This window comes from Bifidobacterium adolescentis ATCC 15703, assembly GCF_000010425.1.
In the GTDB taxonomy this organism is placed as follows: domain Bacteria; phylum Actinomycetota; class Actinomycetes; order Actinomycetales; family Bifidobacteriaceae; genus Bifidobacterium; species Bifidobacterium adolescentis.
In genome coordinates, this window is sequence record NC_008618.1 from 1,837,792 (window position 1) to 1,856,217 (window position 18,426).

Consider the following 18,426-nt stretch of genomic DNA (forward strand, 5'->3'; position numbering starts at 1 on the left):
TTTTTACGATTCCTCTCATCGCAAAAACGCACGCCTTTCGATGCCATCAATCAGGCAACGTTCGGCAATCGCCGGAATGTCACTTGATCTTGCCCATCACGATCTTGGTGACGGCCTTCGCGTCGGCCTGGCCGCGGGTGGCGCGCATGACAGCGCCGATAATCGCGCCCATCGGCTTCATGTTGCCGCTCTTGAGCTTCTCGACGATGTCCGGGTTGGCCGCGAGTGCCTCGTCGACGGCCTTTTCGAGCGCGCCGTCGTCGGAAACGACCTGGAAGCCGTGCTTCTTGACGACCTCGTCCGGAGTGCCTTCGCCGGCGAGCACGCCTGCGACGGTCTGCTTGGCGAGCTTGTCGTTGAGCTTGCCGTCGGCGATGAGCTTCTCGACCTCGGCGACGTCGGCCGGGGTGATCGGCAGCTCTTCAAGGCTCACGCCCTTGTTGTTGGCTTCGCGGGACAGCTCGCCCAGCCACCACTTCTTGGCGCCCGAGGCGGAAGCGCCGGCCTTGACGGTGTCCTCGAGCAGGTCCAGAGCGTCGGCGTTGAGCACGTCGCGCATCTCCAGATCGTTGAAGCCCCACTCGCCCTTCAGGCGGTTGCGGCGCTCACGAGGCATTTCCGGCATCTGGGCCTTCATCTCCTCGATGTGCTCCTTGGTGATGTGCAGCATCACCAGATCCGGATCCGGGAAGTAACGGTAGTCGTCGGCGTCGGACTTCACGCGGCCGCCGGCGGTGGTCTGCGAGGCCTCGTCCCAGTGACGGGTCTCCTGCAGAATCTCGCCGCCTTCGGAAAGGATGGCGGCCTGACGGCGGATCTCGTACTGGATAGTCTTCTCGATGCCACGGAACGAGTTCACGTTCTTGGTTTCGGAACGGGTGCCGAACGGATCGGACGGGCTGTTGCGCAGCGACACGTTCACGTCGGCACGCATGTTGCCCTGCTCCATGCGGGCATGGGAGATGTTCAGCGCACGCACGATGTCGCGGATGGCGCGCATGTAGGCGCCTGCGATTTCGGGGGCGCGGTCTCCTGCGCCTTCGATCGGCTTGGTCACGATTTCGATCAGCGGCACGCCGGCGCGGTTGTAGTCGACCAGCGAGTGGTCGGCGCCTTCGATACGGCCGTCAGCGCCACCGACGTGGGTGTTCTTGCCGGCGTCGTCTTCGATGTGGGCGCGCTCGATCGGCACACGGAAGATGGTGCCGTCCTCAAGCTCCACGTCGAGGTAGCCGTTGCCGTTGGTCGGCTTGTCATACTGCGAGATCTGGTAATCGCGCGGCATGTCCGGGTAGAAGTAGTTCTTACGGGCGAACTGGCTCCATTCGGCGATTTCGCAGTGCAGGGCGAGACCCAGCTTGATCGCGTAATCGACGGCGGTCTTGTTGACCACCGGCAGGGAGCCCGGCAGGCCGAGGCTCACCGGGGTGAGCTGGGTGTTCGGCTCGCCGCCGAAGTGGACTTCGGCCGGGCAGAACAGCTTCGTGGTGGTGGACAGCTCCACGTGGGTTTCCAGACCGATGACCGGGTCGAACTTCTTGACGGCATCGGCGTACTTCATCAACTTTTCAGCCATTTTGTTTTCTTTCCTCCGATGCTTCCTACTTGTCCAGTCCGTCGAGCCACGGGGTCTTCAGGGACTGCCAGATCGGGCCGTTCCAGCTTTCCTCGAGGGCCGCTTCGAGAGCGGCGGCGGGCTTGTACATGACCTCGTCGCGCTGCTGCGGGGCGAGGAACTGGAAGCCGACCGGCAGGCCGTCGTCGCTCAGGCCGGCCGGGATGCTCATTGCCGGCACGCCGGCGAGGTTGGCCGGAATGGTGGTGATGTCGATGGCGTACATGGCCATCGGGTCCTCGGTCTTCTCGCCGAACTTGAAGGCGGTGACCGGGCTGGTCGGGCCGACGAGCACGTCGACCTTTTCGAAGGCCTTCTTGAAGTCGTCGATGATCAGGGTGCGGACTTTCTGCGCGGAGCCGTACCAGGCATCGTAGTAGCCGGCGGACAGGGCGTAGGTGCCGAGGATGATACGACGCTTGACTTCGTCGCCGAAGCCGGCCTCACGGGTGTAGGCCATCATGTTGGCCGCGGTCTGCGGAACGCCTGCCGGCGGCATGACGCGCAGGCCGTAGCGCATGCCATCGTAACGGGCCAGGTTGGAGCTGACCTCGGACGGCATGATGATGTAGTAGGCGCCGAGGGAGTACGGCAGGTGCGGCAGGGACACTTCGATGACCTCCGCGCCCATTTCCTCAAGCTTCTTGACGCCTTCGTTGAAGCGGGCCATGACGCCCGGCTGGAAGCCTTCGCCGCCGAGCTCCTTGATCAGGCCGACCTTGAGGCCCTTCAGATCGCGCTTCATGCCTTCGCGGGCGGCGGCGACCATCGGACGCGGGCCTTCCGGAATGGAGGTGGAATCGCGCTTGTCGTGTCCGCCGATCACTTCCTGCAGCAGGGCCGAGTCGAGCACCGTACGGGAGCACGGGCCGATCTGGTCGAGCGAGGAGGCCATGGCGATCGCGCCAAAACGGGAGACGCCGCCGTAGGTCGGCTTGACGCCGACGGTACCGGTCAGCGAGCCCGGCTGGCGGATGGAGCCGCCGGTGTCGGTACCCAGGGCGAGCGGAGCTTCGAATGCGGCCACTGCGGCTGCGGAACCGCCGCCGGAACCGCCCGGCACGCGCTCGGTATCCCACGGATTGTGGGTGGTCTGGTAGGCGGAGTGCTCGGTGGAGGAGCCTTGCGCGAATTCATCGAGGTTGGTCTTGCCCAACAGCGGCATGCCCGCGGCCTTGAGCTTCTCGATGACGGTGGCGTCGTACGGCGGCACCCAGCCTTCGAGGATCTTGGATGCGGCGGTGGTTTCGATGCCCTTGGTGACGATCATGTCCTTGATGGCGATTGGCACGCCGGCGAGTTCCGGCATCTGCGACTTGTCCTCATCGGACTTGGCGTCGAAGGCGTCGGCCTGTTCGAGGGCCTGGTCGGCGGAGACCTTCAGGAAGGCCTTGACGCTCGGTTCGGCGGATTCGATGACCGCAAGGTGGGCTTCGACCAGCTCACGGCTGGAAACTTCCTTGGCCTTGATCTTGGCCGCCATCTCGGCGGCGGAAAGCTTGACGAGTTCGGTGGTGCTCATATCACTCCTGTCCCAGAATGCGCGGTGCGACGAACATGCCGGCCTCGGAGACCGGGGCGCCTGCGGTGGCTTCGGCCTGGGTCAGCGGGGTCTCGGGTACGTCCGGACGCAGGTAGGCTTCCAGCGGGACCGGGTTCGCGGTCGGTTCCACGTCGTCGGTGGCGACTTCCTGGACCTTGTTGATGGATTCGGCGATGACGTTCAGATCGCCCTGCAGACGGGTGATTTCCTCGTCCGTGAGTGCGATTCGGGCCAGATCGCCCAAATGCACGATTTCTTCTTTGGTGAAAGTAGGCATGACCCTAACAGTAACGCGTCTGTGTGACGAGCGTGTGCCCTATTTCGTGCCCCGTTCGCAACCCGGCCGCGACTGGCCGCCATCCGTTCGACGGCCGTTCCGTCGCCTGGTCGGCGAGCACGCATCCGCTATTGCGGCAAAGCGACGCTTAACGGCTTTTCTTGCCGCGTGCCGATGGCGCGATCAGGCGTGCGGCGCGGCGTGCTGGGCGATCCAGGCGTGCATGGAGACCGCGGCGGCGGCGCCGGCGTTGATGGAACGGACCGAGCCGAATTGGGAGATGTAGACCACGTCATCGGCCAGTTCGAGCGCTTTTTCGGACAGGCCCGGGCCTTCCGCGCCGAAAAGCATGAGGCAGCGTTTGGGGAAATGGTAGGTTTCCATGGGCACCGCGCCGGGAATGATGTCGAGCGCGATGACGCGGGCGGCTTGCAGTTCTGCTATTTTCGCGTCCAAGGCTTCCAGTTGGGCCATGGTTTCGCTTGTGTTCGGGGCAGTGCCGGAAGTGCCGTCCGTCGCGGCTGCGGAGCCACGCATATGGAAGGCGATGGCGGCGGCTTGCGATTGGGCGGCGGCGATTTCGCCGGCGATGCGCAGTTTCCAACATTCGACGAGTTCCGTTATGGATGGATGGTTTTCGACGTGCTGGTACAGCTCCGTCATGAGCGCGCCCTTGCGATTCCATTTGTGCGGGCCGACGATGTGCACGCGGCGCGCTTGGAACGCGTTGGCGGTGCGCACCATGGAGCCGATGTTGAAATCGTGGGTCCAGTTCTCCACGGCGACTTCGAAATCGTGGCGCCCGCGGGAGTCCAGGTCGGCTTTGATGGCCGCGACCGTCCAGTAGCGGTAGCGGTCGAGCACGTTGCGGCGGTCGCCTTCGTCGAGCAGGGTGGAGTCGAAGCGGATGTCGTAATTGGGGGATGACGCATCGTCCGGGCGTGGTTCGCCTGGATGGGTTTGCGACCACGGTCCTACGCCGACCTCGCGGAACGTCGGTTCGCCGGATGCCTGTGCGGCAACATCGATGGGATTGGGATCGTGCACGTTCTCCCCTTCATAGGAACAGCAATACAAATATGTCAAAGGCCCGCGCATCCGTATGCATCATCATGCTTGTCATCGCACATTCGACGACGTCAACGGCAGATATGTTTGCGGTCGGTCGGCGGGAAACTCGGTGTTCAGTGGAGTTCGGATTCCTTGAACACTTCGACGAACGGCAGTTCGGATTCCTCCGAAGTGACCGGGTTGATGACCTTGATGGTCGGGTCGACCATGTCGACACCGCCGATCAGCGAGGCAACGGCCAGCACTTTGGCGCCTTCGTTCTCCACCACGGAGAAGTCGAGGCTCAGCTCGTTGCCGTTGCGCAGGGTGACCAGCGATGAGGTCTGCACATACGATTTTTCAGACAGCCAGGAGTCGATCAGCACCACGCGTTTGCCGGCAATCGACGGACCCTTGATGGACGGATAGACGAAGTCCATGACGAAACCGTCCAAATCCTCACCACGGGAGGCGGCGGCCTGGATCATGGCGGAGACCAGCGGCACGGCCGCGGCGGTCAATGCGCCGACCGCGTCGAAATCGTCGACGGAATAGCCGGCTTCCTCCAACGTGTCGAGCAGGATATGGCCGACGATGGAGGCTCCACGATGGTCGAACAGCACGGAGGAGAGTTCCGAGAAAGGCTTGTCCTTCATTTCGGCCTGCAGCAGCGTCTTGAGCTGGTCGCGAGGTTCGAGCATGGCGAAATCGACGGTGGATTCCGTCGAAGCGGAAACAGACTGGCCCGCAGCGGAATCATGCGTCGGAACCGGTGTCGTCTTGCGGAAAGTGTTCTCTTCGGTCATGGTTCCAGCCTATCCTTTCGGCTCGTCATTCACCGTGCGGTATGGGTGATTTATGAGCGATAAACATGGTTATTCGGCGTTGGTCTCGGGAGCGGACAACTCGCGGATATCCCCTTTTTCGGGCGCGATCATGTCGACGGTGCCGATGACCTTGCTTTGGTCGACGCGTTGCAGTTTGCGCGCGGTGACCAGCACGCGCGATTCGAGCGACGCGGCGAACGAGTTGTATGCGCCGACCGTTTTGGTGATGGCGGAACCCAGTTTGGTGGCCCGCTCCCCCAATACTGCAAACCGTTCGTACAGCTCTCGGGACAGGTCGAACAGCATTTTCGCGTCATCGGTCAGGCTTTGCTGCTGCCATGCGTATGCCACGGATTTGAGCACCGCCCATAGGGTGATCGGCGAGGTCAGCGCGACTTTCTGCGCGAATGCGTCGTCCATCAGTGTCGGGTCGGTTTCCAATGCGGCCTGCAGCAACGATTCGTTGGGGATGAACGCGATCACGAAATCCGGAGCATCGCTGAACGCGTTCCAGTAGGCTTTGTCTCCCAGGGTCTTCACATGGTCTCGTACCGCTTTGGCATGGGAATGCAGCAGCTCGTTCTTGCGGGCCAGTTCCTCCGGTGAGGCGGTGTCTGGAATCTCGCATGCGCGCTGGTAGTCGGCGTATGGCGCTTTCGCGTCGATCGGAATGGTTTTGCCGCCCGGCATGTGGATGATCATATCCGGCCGTTGCGTATGTCCATCGGCGTCGGTGACCACAACCTGGGTGTCGAAATCGACATGTTCCAACAGACCCGCCGATTCCACGATGTTGCGCAGCTGCGCCTCGCCCCACGCGCCACGCACCTTGTTGTTGCGCAATGCCGATGATAGGGCGCTCGTCTCGCGATCCAATCGCGCCTGCTGTTCGCCAAGACCTTTGAGCTGTTCGCCGAGCGCTCCCATCTCATGTTTGCGGCCCTCTTCGATTTGCGCGACCTTTGTCTGCAGGGCGTCGAGGTTCTTCTGCACCGGAGCCAGTGCGGAGAGCACCTTGCTTTGCTCCTGCAGTTTCCGTTCGCTTTCGGCTTGATGACGGTTCGCTTCTTCGGCGGCACGCTGCCGTTCACGTTCCACGCGCATTTCCTCGGCACGCTGGGCCTGAGCCAATTGCGATTTGAGATACGTCAGCTGTTGGCTGAATCCTTCCGCCTGCGTACGGTATTGCACAACAGCCGCGTTGAGATTGCTGATGTCCTGTTTGTCCGCCTCGATCTGCGCCTTCGCCTCGTTCAGGTCGGATTCCTTCGCGCCACGGGCCATATCCTGCCCTTTGGCACGGCCCGCGAAGAAGCCCGCAGCCGCTCCGAGCGCGGCCATGATCACCAGCAATATCACTACAAACACAGGATTATCGAACATACGTTCGATGGTATCACGTCGTCAGGAACACATCAATCCACGCATCCACATTCATTCGCAAGACCGACCGCATGCCACACAACCGTGCACTATGCTGAAATCAGCCGAACGCGAAATGCATCAGCCCAACACGAAGGGACATTATGGGATTCGATCTGTTTTTGGCGGCCGTGTCGATTGTGGCCGCATCCATCGCCACCTGGGCGTTGTTGCGGCTGTTTCCAAGCTCGGACGCACGCCAGGCGATTCCGCTGCGGACGGACGGCGGATTTGCCGACCCATCCCACACAACCGACGGTGGAGTGACGATAGACGGCAAAGTGACGGCAGACGGCGAATCGACATCCGACATCGACGGACAACCCACCGACCACCTCGGCAAGCGCCTCGTCATCGCGCTTATCCTGACCATTCCAACGTTCGTCATCACATTACTGGCGCTGGCCAAAATCGCCATGCCGGGCTGGCTGACGAATCCGTGGCCGCACGCCATCGTCATCACGCCGGTCATGTTCTATTGCGCGGCGCCGATTCACCACCGCGGCCTGCCCGCATTGCAGCGGCGACGTCCGAACGGCGATTCGCTGGTTTCGCTTGGCATGGCGATTGTTTACGCGTACAGCCTGCTGCTGTGCGTGGTGTCGTGGATTTTCCCGGCCGGCTCGCGCGATCCGTATTTCGCGTTCGTCGGCGTGGTCGCGACGCTTTCGCTGGCTGGCACGCTTGTCCGGCAACACGCGATGACCGCGCAGCAGACGGCAGAAACAGAAAAGGCGCAATCGGCACAGTCAACAGAATCAACAGAATCGGCGCGATCTCAAGCGAAATCCCCTGAGCCAACGCAAGAAAAAAGCGCGGAAGAATTGCTCTTCCGCGCTGTGGTAGGTCATGAGATCCGCGCACGTGTGCTGCAGATCACCACGTCGGTGACGATGGTGGTCGCGGTGTGGACGTGCGCGTTGTGGCTGGCGTTCGGCATGCAACCGAAGCTGGCGATCGCCATACTGCTCGGTTCGACCGTGCTGTCGGTCGCAGGCCTGGTATTGCAGGCTTACGACCGACAGGTAACCAATCGATAATCGTCACTCAGCCGGGTTCGGGACGTCGGCGGAATCGTCCGTCTTCCCCTCGCCCATATCCTCCAGCTGGTCCGCGGCCCACGCGGACAGCTCCAGGTGGTCGCCGCCGGTCTGGTCCACCAGCACGGTGTCGCCGTCGTGCACTTCGCCGGCCAGCAGCATGCGGGCAAGCTGGTCGCCGACTTCGGTCTGCACCAGGCGACGCAGCGGACGTGCGCCGTACGCCGGATCGTAACCGGTGTTGGCAAGCCATTCGCGCGCCGAATCGGTCACGTCGAGCGTGATGCGGCGGTCGGTCAGACGTGCGGACACCTGCGCGACCTGAATGTCCACGATGCCGCCGAGCTCCTCGCGGGTCAGCGGGTGGAACATGACCAGTTCGTCCAGACGGTTGATGAATTCCGGCTTGAACTGCATGTGCACGGCGTCCATCACGGCCTTCTTCTTGGCGTCCGCGTCCATGTCGGGATTGACGAGGAACTGCGAGCCCAGGTTGGAGGTCATGATCAGAATCGTGTTCTTGAAGTCCACGGTCCTGCCCTGGCCGTCGGTCAGGCGACCGTCGTCAAGCACCTGCAGCAGCACGTCGAAGACTTCCGGATTGGCCTTCTCCACCTCGTCGAACAGCACCACCGAATACGGACGGCGACGCACGGCTTCGGTAAGCTGGCCACCCTCTTCGTAGCCGATGTAGCCCGGCGCGGCGCCGATCAGGCGGGACACGGAGGCCTTCTCCATGTATTCGCTCATGTCGATGCGCACCATGGCCTTCTCGTCATCGAATAGGAAGTCGGCGAGCGCCTTGGCCAGTTCGGTCTTGCCCACGCCGGTGGGGCCGAGGAACAGGAACGATCCGGTCGGACGGTTCGGGTCGGAGATGCCGGCACGCGAGCGACGCACGGCGTCGGAAACCGCTTGGATGGCTTCCTTCTGGCCGATCACACGCTTGCCGAGGTACTCCTCCATGTGCAGGAGCTTCTCGTTTTCGCCCTGCATAAGACGGCCCACGGGGATGCCGGTCCAGTCGGAGACGATTTCGGCGATGGAGTCGGCGTCGACGCGGTCGGGGACCATCGGCACGTCGGCGTTGGCATTGTCGGCTCCGCCCGATTCCGCCTCGTTCTTCTCGGCTTGGGCGATTTCCTTCTGGATGGCCGGGATTTCGCCGTAGTTGATGGCTGACGATTTCGCCAGGTCGCCTTCGCGCTCGTACTTTTCGGCTTGCGTACGCAGCTCGTCGAGCTTCTTGCGCAGGTCGCCGATACGGTTGTGGCCGTTCTTTTCGGCGTCCCAACGCGCTTTCAGCCCGTTGAGCTTTTCGCTTTTGTCGGCGATTTCCTGGTTCAAATCGGCGAGACGGTCCTTGGCGCTGTCGTCCAGTTCCGCTTCGGCCTTTTCCGTGGCCTTGTCGTTCTTCGGATTGCCCAGCAGGTACGACTTCTCCATCTTGAGACGGTCCACCTGGCGGCGCAGTTCGTCGATTTCCTCAGGCGAGGAGTCGAGTTCCATGCGCAGGTGCGCTGCGGCCTCGTCCACCAGATCGATGGCCTTGTCCGGCAGCTGGCGTCCGGAAATGTAGCGGTTCGACAGGGTTGCCGCCGCGACCAGCGCGTCGTCGCCGATGGTCACCTTGTGGTGGGCCTCATACTTCGGCGCGATGCCGCGCAGGATGGCGACGGTGTCCTCCACGCTCGGCTCGCCGACGAACACCTGCTGGAAACGACGTTCGAGCGCCGGATCCTTTTCGATGTTCTCACGGTATTCGTCCAGTGTGGTGGCGCCGATCAGGCGCAGTTCGCCACGGGCCAGCATGGGCTTGAGCATATTGCCCGCGTCCATGGAGCCTTCGGCCGCGCCCGCGCCGACGATGGTGTGGATCTCGTCGATGAAGGTGATGATCTGCCCGTCGGCCTTCTTGATCTCCTCAAGCACGCTCTTCAGACGTTCCTCGAATTCGCCACGGTACTTGGAACCAGCCACCATGGAGCCCAGGTCAAGCGAGATAAGCTTCTTGTTCTGCAGGGTGGTCGGCACGTCGCCGGCGACGATGCGCTGCGCCAGGCCTTCGACGACGGCGGTTTTGCCGACGCCAGGCTCGCCGATCAGCACAGGATTGTTCTTGGTACGGCGGGACAGGATCTGGATGACGCGGCGGATTTCCTGGTCGCGGCCGATCACCGGGTCGAGCTTGCCTTCCTTCGCGGCGGCCGTCAAATCGGTGGAGTACTTCTCCAAAGCTTTATACGAGCCTTCCGCGTCGGCGCTGGTCACCTTGCGGTCGCTGCCGCGCGCGGCGGTCAGGGCGTTACGCAGCTTATCCGCGGTAAGACCGTTCTTTTCCAAGATGTCCGCGCTTTGATTAGGTTTCGCGGCCGCGATTGCGACCAGCATGAGGTCGACGGTGACGTACTCGTCTCCCCTCCGTTGCATTTCTTTTTCGGCTTGCGATAGCACCGCCGACAGCTGCCTGCTGACGTCCGGCTGCGTTGTGGTCGATCCGCTGGCGCTCGGCAGCGATTGCATCGCCTGATGCACTTCGGCGCTCACGTTTTGCGCGTTGCCGCCTGCCGCTTCGATGAGCGCGCGGGCCATGCTGTTTTCCTGACGCAGCATCGCGTCCAGCAGGTGCAGGGTGTCTACCTGCGGATTGCCCAGCGCCGCCGCGTTCTGAACGGCGTCCGAAAGCGCTTCCTGCGCCATCTGCGTGAACTTCTGTTCCATATCATCCTCCATGGTTCGCGCCCGGCCGCCCGGCCTTCGCTACCGGGCCGGCGTTCGGACGCATATGTCGTTGTCTGATATGCTCAACCGACTTCATCGCCATTATATTCCCAAAACTTGAGTCCCACACGCTCAACTTTTTGCGTTTCTCAAAACCGTCTTTCGACACAGGACGGCAGTCACCGACAATCACCAGCGCTCACCGGCAATCGCAATACATACGAAAAAGGCGGGCAGCAACGTAACGAAATCACGAAACGTTGCAAACCCGCCTAATCCAAAGTCCGCCAGCAAGCCGAAAATCAGCCGCGCACCACCACGTTGCGCAGATCGCCGATGCCCTCGACGTGCACGATCGCCTCGTCACCCGGATCCAGATGACCCGACGCGTTCGGCGTACCCGTCATAATCACATCGCCCGGCAGCAGCGTGGTGAAACTCGTAATCGCCGCGATCTGCTCAGGAATGCCGTGAATCAGATTCGCCGTGGTACCCGACGCCATCGGCACATCCTCACCGTTGAGCGTGAAGGAAATCTTCGCATCCTTCCAATCCACATCGTCACGCGTCACAATCCACGGACCCAACGGGCACGCCGTATCAAAACCCTTCGCACGCGTCCACGTCGGATCAAGGCCCTGCAGATCACGCAACGTCACATCATTCACGCACGTGAAACCCAGCACATAATCCATGGCCTGCTCCACCGGCACATTCTTGGCGATACGACCCATCACCACAGCCAACTCCGGCTCGAAATTCATATCATTCGAACACAGCGGAATCACAATCGGATCATCCGGACCAATCACCGACGTGCTCGGCTTGGTGAAAATCACCATATCCTCCGGCGCATGCTTGATATCGGAATGACCGGCCTCATGCATGAACTGCGCATGCGCCTCATAATTCTTCGCCAAACCGTACACCTTCGACGGAATCACCGGAGCCAGCAGACGAATGCCGTCACCATCCACCGGATAGCGCTCGCCGGTCGGCTCGACGGCCTGGCCGGACAGCGGATAGCCGTTCAAGGCCACAAGATAGTCCTTGCCGTCGTTCTTGTCGGTCTGAACGAAGGCGTACTGCGGTACATCATTATGCGTAAAACGTGCGATTCTCATACCCGCAAGTCTACCCGCTCGCCACGCCCGCCGTTCTCGACATGCGTCGCTTTGCGGACGATGCCGATTGCTCGCATTTTTTACGATTTTTGCGATTATTTGCGATGCAGTTCCGCCCGCAACGCCGCCACCTCGCGTTCCAGCTCGTCGATGCGGCGCACCTGCTGGGCGATGAGCAGGTCGCGCACGTCACCTCCCGACAGAATCGGGACTTCGGCTGCGTTGCGCGGCGCGGGCAGCGTCGCATTGCTTTGCGTTTCCGTCGTTTGCGTTGGCTGCACCGGCTGCGATACCGCAGATCGAGCAACCTCCGCAGATTCCGCCGACGGCGCCACATCCGCCGACGCCGATGGCACCACTCCACCATTCCCATCAACCGATACCAGCCGGTCCGTGCCCATACGGCAGGCAATCTTGCGCCAGCGCGCGAAACAACGTTCGATGCGCTTATAGCCGATCAGCGATGGGTCGAGTCCGGCTTCGCGGAACAGTTCGACCGGCGATTCGCCCGCATGGTACCGGCGCATGCAGTTGTGTTTGAACGATTCCGTGTAGGTGATGCGTCGCGACGTCGCTTCGGCCACCACCGGCAGCGAGCGCAGATATTCGACTTCTTCCGGACTGAACGCTCCCCCACCGTTGCACATGATGTTCCCTTTCGGCTTGGCGTGCGGCGGCTCCCTTCCACCGCACGGCAGTCGAATGGCCTCCGTCATGCCATTCCCCTGTTCGGCTTGCGATTCGGTTTGCGATACGTGCTTGCGATACGTGTTTGCGATGCAAGGCCGCAATCCGATTCGTTGTTCGCTTCGTGTTCCATCATACCGGTACGAATGGCGTTTTTCCAACCATTTCAGGCGGCACTAAACCCTAAATCACCCGTATTCGTCACAACAAAAGCGGGTGAACCGTTGATCGCTCAACGACTCACCCGCCCGAACAAGCCCCGTTGCCTGTCTGCTGGCCCGCTCAGACCGCCATCGGCGTATCGGATTCGCGGAAGCGCAGCACGAGCGCCAGTCCGGCTCCGGCCATTACCAGGGCCGCGATGGTGAACAACGCGGTGCCCATTGCGCCGGTGAGCGGCAGCTGCGTGACGTTCTTCACGTTCTTGACCTGGATTGCCTTGTCGGACATGCCCTCGTCAAGCCTGCTTGCCAGACCGAGGTTGTTGGCGCCGACCAGCTTGAAGGTCGACTTGCCGGTTTCCTGGTTCACAGCTAGTTCGACGGTGAAGATCGGCACAAAGTTCTTCGCATAGCCGCTCGCGAATCCGGTTTCCTTCAGCGTGTACTTGCCGGACTTCAAGCCCATGATTTTCACGTCGCCGGTGGTGGTTTCCACATCCGCGACAGCGCCGTTCTCGTTCGCTTCGGCAAGGCGGTATTCGCCATCCACAATCTTGATGAACTTGAGCGGGGTCTGCGAAACCTCGGTTCCCTCGAACACGTGGAACTTCGCTCCTGCGAGACCATTGGCATCGCTTCCGACACCGTACTTGTGGAAGGAGAAGCCCCCGGTATAGGAGTCGAATTCGACCGGCGTGTTCCACACCTCGGTGTCACGGGACACGGCCGCCTTGTTGGTAACCTTGTTGCCCATGTCGATGATGTCCTTGTCGACCACGGCGGTGTAGGTGATGACCAGCTGGCCGCTCTTGTTGGCCAAGTCGAATCCCAGCACGGTGGTGGTCTTGCCGTCGGCTCCAACGGTCGGAACGGTCACGTAGGTGAACGGCATATTCGTTTCCGTGCCATCCGCGGCTCGAACAACGGCCTTGAAGTCCTTGTTGACCGTCAGGCCCTTGGATGCCACGTCCTTCACGAAGTACGGATACTTGTCGTAGCCTTCGGCCGCGTTCGGAATATCCAGCGTGATGGTGTAGGCGACGGTCTGCCCAATGCTCACGCCTTCAGTGGTGGTAATCGTATCGGCCGTCTTGCCCGGCTGGTCGGGCTCGTTCTCGTTCTTGGCCACAAACATGCCGACAGCGTTGATCTTGCCCTGGCCGGTTGCCGGATCGCCCTTCACTTTGAATGTGGCGGCCACGCCGTTCAGCGTGGTGGCGACGATGGCATTGGTTCCCCGACCGCCGTCCTTGTCCACATCGGTGATGAGATACCAGCCTTCTTCAAGCGAACCGATGGCAGCCGTACCGCCGTTGCCTGCAACGGTTTTGTCGGCAACGACGCCATCGCCAACCGCCAACGAGGCCGCGAATGTGCGGAACCAGGCGGCGTCGTTATCGCCGGTCTTGGTTGCGGCGAACGCGGCCGGATTGCTGTCATATTCGGAGGGCATGCTGACAACGGGGTCCATGTTGTTGTTGGCGGCGGCCACCGCGTCGGTCACCGCAGTCACCCAATCGGCGTCGGTGTCGACCTGCACGGCGTCGCCGTCCACCGTCAGCGAGGCGAACTTGTACGCGGAGTAAGTGTGCCCCTTCTGCGAATGCCGCACTTCGATCGATGCGCTGCCGGCCGCATACGCTCCGGCGGTGCCGAACGCCATACCGCCCAGCAACGTTGCCGCCGCGGCGATTACTGCACAAAGCCTTCTCGTCTTCATGATGAGAGACCTCTCTTCCTTGGTTTGGTCGGCCTTGTTACCGCAGCCGATTGGTTGGTTTTATGGGAAGTTTCGTATATTGTGTTGTTCTTTAGTTGTGATTGAAAAATTGCGATTGCCGGATTGCGATCAGAGAATTGCGATTGCCGTCCGGCAGTTCCGTCACGGCCGTCCGCGCCCGATCAAAGCCAGTCCGACGATGCCCGCAAGCAGCAGCACCAGTGCCGTGACGCCGGCCACGACCAGCCAGGTCCGTCCTTCCGATGCGCCGGATAGCGGCAGCACGGCCACCGTCTCTTTCACGTTGGTGAACGAGGCTTCGTAGGTGGCGGTCTGTCCCTTGTCGAACGCGCTCCACATGTCGGCTCTGGTGATGCTGATCGGCACTGAGGTGACGTTGCCTTTCGCGTGATAGCCGGCGATGTTGCCTTCCGTGACGGTGTAGTCGCCTGCCATCACGCCACGGAATGTGTACTGCCATTCGCCGGTAGGCAGCTCGTCATCTTCGGAAAGGTCTTTGCCCAGCTTCGATGCGCCGCCCTGCATGAAATCGATGCGCAATGTGGTTCCACTCGCCGGCATTCCGCCTTCCCAATGTTTCGTCACGACCACGTTGGCGGACGGCACCTGCAATACGGGATGCTGGTAGGCCGCGCAGGCGGACTGCTTGTCGAAGGTGTAACAGACCTGCGCCGACGCGTTCGATCGGAAGCCCGGCTTTCCTGCGGAAGTCGTGCCGGTGCCCGCGTCGCCGGTCGCGTCGTAGTTGATGCCGCCGTCGACCGTATTGACCCGCGCGTAGGCGCTGTCGGTTGGCACTATGCCGTACGAGAGCGTGTAGGTCGCGTTGTGCAGCAGCTCGTAATCGCCGGCGAATTCGACGCGGATCTTGCCGTTGCCGGCGTCGCTGTACCACAATGTGTAATCACGTTCCAGCACTGGAGGCGTAGCCCCCGAAGGCAGATTCGTCACGTTGAGCGTCACGCCGCCGGTCACCCGGCAGTAGGTCGCTCCGCCGAAGTTCCGCATGCTGGCCATGTTCCAGACAACGCCATCGACCTGCGCGTATTCGGACAGCTCGTCGACGATCGAGACGCCGCTGTAGGCGCTTCCCGTGGTGATTTCCTTCTGAATGTCGTCGAAGATCTTCGTCAGGTCGTCAGCGCTGTTGGTGGCCTTGTAGTAGCCGAGGTTGCCGCCCGTAACCCAATTGGCTTTGTCGTACGCGGTGGCGTTCGGATAGTTGCTGGATACGGCGTGCATGAACTGGTTGGCTTGGTCGTTCTCCCTGTTACCGAACGATTGCTGCTCCGGATTGGCGCCTTCGAAGATGCCGATGCTGTAGATGAGCGTGCCGGCCGATTTCATGGCGAGCGCGGTTGTCACGGCGTCATTGGCGACTCTCGTGCTAAAAGTGTTTTGCGTGGTCGGCACACCGTCCGCGAAGAAAATGACGATTTTCTTCGCGCCTGGCCTTGCCCGCAGCAATGCCGTCTACGCGGCGGCCATGCCTTTGTCCGCAGGGGTCGCGCCATTGGCGGACAGCCTGCTCACCGATGATTTCAGAGCGGCGGTATCGCTGGTCAGGGAACTCACCACGCCGGATGTCTGCCCGAATTGAGCGATGGCGATTCGCACTTTGCTGTTTTCGTCCTGGATGGTGTCGTTGGTGGTCTCGGTGGCGTCGATGAAGCTGGTCGCCGCTTCTTTCAGCGCCGTCAACCGCTTCGGATTCGATTTGTTGCATCTTCTTTGGCTTCCGTCCATGCAGTAGTTCATCGATCCGGACGTGTCCAGTACGAGCACCACTTCGATTTTCTCCGTGGTCTCATGGCTTTCGCGGGTATCCTTGCCCACCACGTTGAGGTTCAGCGTGTATTTGCCGCCGTTGTTGTATGTGATGCTTTTCGTGTGGTCCGGCTGCGGCACGGCGACGTTACGCGCGGCACGCATCACGGTTTTGCGATTGAAGGTGAAGCGATCGCGCATGATGTGTTCGTCGGCGTCGGTATCGTCTTTGGCAGCATCATTCTTGTCGTTATCGTTGCCGTTTTGAGCCGACGCGGCATCCTTGTCGGCGTCATTCTTACCGTTCTTGTCGGCATCGTCGGCATCTTCAGCAGTGTTGCCATCGTTGTCAGCATCGTCCGCATCGCCGGTTTTGCCGTCATCGGCTGTCGCGCCCGCATCGCCATTCGCCACAGCATCCGTGCGATTTTCGCCGGCATGGTCGTTTCGATCGCCGTCTTGAGCCGGTGCAGCACCATTTGCAGGTACGTCAGCGTTCTCAGCCGTCGGCTGCCTAACCGCCTGCCGTTCCTGCTCCTTCTGCTCATTCGGCTGTTCCGTCTTATCGCACGGCTGCCGCTGTTCCGGCATCGTCTCCGACGGTTGTTCCGGTTGCGATTGCGACTGCAGTTGCGATTGCGCTTGTTCGTTCGATGGCTGATGCGATTCGCCGTCGTCCGTAAGGCATTGTGCGTCGTCATCGTCCGTTGCGGACTGTCCGGCAACATCTTGCCCGGCAATGTCGGCAACGTCCGATCCGACTGCGTTTTCAGCATCGGATTGTTGTGTCGATTCCGGCTGGCTCGCTGCGGATTCGGCGGCCACGTTGCCGCCATCCGTCACCGTTTCGTCGGCGAACGCGGTCGCGCCGGCTCCCGTGGTGCCGGCCAGCATCGCAATCGTGACAAGCAATGCGGTGAATTTTCCCATCCGCGCGCCACACCGGCTTATGAAGCCGGCAAGCGGGTCCTTCATCCACTTCATGACATGTCCATCTCTCATGGCGCTGCGGCGAATTGCCTATGCGCCTCCATGCCTTGAACCTTATGGATGAACGTTTTGAAACCCGTCCCCTCCATTGATGGGTTCGGGGAACGTACGGACCCGCGAAAATCGCGGCCTTCCCCCTTATCCTTTACGCGGCCAGGCGAAAGCGTGCCGCATGATTCGGTGTCGGGGCCGCATCGACCGCACGACCATGCAGCACAACAGCATGCCGCCCATCGTGCAAACGATGGTCATGGCGAGCGCGCCCAGTTCGGTCGCACGTTCGTCGCGCACGTCGGCCGGATCTGGCGCGGGCAGCGGTATTGCGACGCGATGCCCGGAGACTAGCAGCCGATGCGTGTTGATGCCGTATGGCGTGCAGGTCATCAACGTCAGCCGGTCTTCGCCGGGCACGATTTTCAACCGTGAGACGTCGTCCGGTTCGATCACGCTGATTCGGTCCACTTCGTATCCCAGCGTCTCGTCCATCACTTTGATGTACATGAAATCGCCGTCGTGCAGTTCGTCGAGCCGTGTGAACATCAACGATTTGACCAGGCCGCGATGCCCGGTGACCACCGTATGCGAGTCAGTGCCGCCGACCGGCAGGCTGGTGCCGTACAGATGCCCTGCGCCGACGGCGAGCACCGGTTCGGACGTACCATGCCGAATCGGCAGTTCCACACCGATTTTGGGCACCAATACCGTGCCCATGATGCCTGCGCCGGAATCCAGCAGGCCCTGATAGTTCGCGTCCGTGTCCGCCGCGGAAAGCCCGGCACCGCCGGAATGTGCCGAATCGTCGGCGGTATCAGCATCTCCGGAAGTGCCAGCCGGTCTGGTAGTGAACGGATCGGCCGCCTCGCCCAATACCGGCTGTCCTTCCACGGCAAGCCGCCGATTGTATGCGCGCGCCCGTTCCAACTCCTCCATCGCCATCGGATACGGCCATCCGGCAACCGTGCGAGCCGCCGAATCGGATGTCTCGGCCAAGCGCCGCGCGGAATGCGCATGCATGGCGAACGGCAACGACGCGACCACCACCGCGCCCACAATCAGCAGCACGGACACGCACCGCACCAATATGAAACGAATCCGCCGCAGCCTGCGCGCGCGAACCACATCGGCAATGTCAATCGCCTCGTAAAACGACGGCGTTCCAGCGAACGTTCCAGCAGACGTTCCAGCGAACGCAACAGTTCCGGCATGACCACTGTCGGCAGCTGCATCGGCATCAGATCCGACTCCGGCGCCATTGCCGATGCCATCGTTATCATCACCGGCATCATAGGAATCAGCCGAGGCGCCCGCCACGGCACCGAACAGCCGCATGGGCGAACGCAGCACCTCATGCGCATGCACGTAGGAATCCGTCCTGCGGGCGAGCAGACGGACGGGTTTACTCATCAATCGAGAGGCAGACCAAAACATGGGTTTCTCCTTCGAACACACCCATGTTCACAC

Annotated in this window: 14 protein-coding genes; 1 reads left to right on the plus strand and 13 read right to left on the minus strand. The window is 61.5% G+C overall.

Translation table 11 applies throughout. From position 1 onward, the window contains the following. Positions 1-79 precede the first annotated feature (79 nt). From gatB to rmuC, 6 genes are all read right to left on the minus strand, one after another. On the minus strand, positions 80-1,576 hold the full coding sequence (gatB, locus tag BAD_RS07680; protein WP_011743745.1) for an Asp-tRNA(Asn)/Glu-tRNA(Gln) amidotransferase subunit GatB: 1,497 nt from the start codon (positions 1,574-1,576) through the stop codon (positions 80-82). A gap of 25 nt (positions 1,577-1,601) precedes the next feature. Then, positions 1,602-3,137, minus strand: coding sequence for an Asp-tRNA(Asn)/Glu-tRNA(Gln) amidotransferase subunit GatA (gene gatA / locus BAD_RS07685; RefSeq protein WP_011743746.1), 1,536 nt, complete (start codon positions 3,135-3,137; stop codon positions 1,602-1,604). Position 3,138: 1 nt separating this feature from the next. Continuing rightward, positions 3,139-3,435: an Asp-tRNA(Asn)/Glu-tRNA(Gln) amidotransferase subunit GatC gene (gene gatC / locus BAD_RS07690; protein ID WP_011743747.1), complete on the minus strand. Its 297-nt coding sequence runs from the start codon at positions 3,433-3,435 to the stop codon at positions 3,139-3,141. Between the two features lie 183 nt (positions 3,436-3,618). Then, a complete protein-coding gene (locus BAD_RS07695) occupies positions 3,619-4,482 on the minus strand; it encodes a TrmH family RNA methyltransferase (protein WP_041777421.1) in 864 nt (287 codons plus the stop codon). 137 nt (positions 4,483-4,619) lie between these two features. After that, the gene (locus BAD_RS07700) at positions 4,620-5,291 is read right to left on the minus strand and encodes an orotate phosphoribosyltransferase (RefSeq protein ID WP_011743749.1); all 672 of its coding nucleotides are present in this window, start codon (positions 5,289-5,291) and stop codon (positions 4,620-4,622) included. Between the two features lie 69 nt (positions 5,292-5,360). Beyond that, a complete protein-coding gene (rmuC, locus tag BAD_RS07705) occupies positions 5,361-6,695 on the minus strand; it encodes a DNA recombination protein RmuC (RefSeq protein WP_011743750.1) in 1,335 nt (444 codons plus the stop codon). 143 nt (positions 6,696-6,838) lie between these two features. Here rmuC and BAD_RS07710 point away from each other — a divergent pair, with 143 nt between their 5' ends. Then, positions 6,839-7,774, plus strand: coding sequence for a hypothetical protein (locus BAD_RS07710; protein WP_011743751.1), 936 nt, complete (start codon positions 6,839-6,841; stop codon positions 7,772-7,774). Positions 7,775-7,777: 3 nt separating this feature from the next. Here BAD_RS07710 and clpB read toward each other — a convergent pair whose 3' ends face one another. The 7 genes from clpB to BAD_RS07745 all read right to left on the minus strand — a co-directional run bounded on the left by clpB (position 7,778) and on the right by BAD_RS07745 (position 18,369). Next, positions 7,778-10,495 (minus strand): ATP-dependent chaperone ClpB, encoded by a 2,718-nt coding sequence (clpB, locus tag BAD_RS07715; protein ID WP_011743752.1) that lies wholly within the window; start codon positions 10,493-10,495, stop codon positions 7,778-7,780. 302 nt (positions 10,496-10,797) lie between these two features. Continuing rightward, entirely contained in the window at positions 10,798-11,619 is an 822-nt protein-coding gene (locus BAD_RS07720; RefSeq protein WP_003810077.1) for a fumarylacetoacetate hydrolase family protein, read from the minus strand. Between the two features lie 95 nt (positions 11,620-11,714). Next, the gene (locus BAD_RS07725; protein WP_011743753.1) at positions 11,715-12,335 is read right to left on the minus strand and encodes a hypothetical protein; all 621 of its coding nucleotides are present in this window, start codon (positions 12,333-12,335) and stop codon (positions 11,715-11,717) included. Positions 12,336-12,588: 253 nt separating this feature from the next. After that, entirely contained in the window at positions 12,589-14,187 is a 1,599-nt protein-coding gene (locus tag BAD_RS07730) for an isopeptide-forming domain-containing fimbrial protein (protein ID WP_011743754.1), read from the minus strand. Between the two features lie 162 nt (positions 14,188-14,349). Continuing rightward, positions 14,350-15,573, minus strand: coding sequence for a DUF7604 domain-containing protein (locus tag BAD_RS07735; protein WP_143245389.1), 1,224 nt, complete (start codon positions 15,571-15,573; stop codon positions 14,350-14,352). A gap of 108 nt (positions 15,574-15,681) precedes the next feature. Next, complete coding sequence (locus BAD_RS07740) at positions 15,682-16,905, minus strand: VWA domain-containing protein (protein WP_113736333.1); 1,224 nt, start codon at positions 16,903-16,905, stop codon at positions 15,682-15,684. 198 nt (positions 16,906-17,103) lie between these two features. After that, complete coding sequence (locus BAD_RS07745; RefSeq protein WP_167524185.1) at positions 17,104-18,369, minus strand: class C sortase; 1,266 nt, start codon at positions 18,367-18,369, stop codon at positions 17,104-17,106. Positions 18,370-18,426 lie beyond the last annotated feature (57 nt).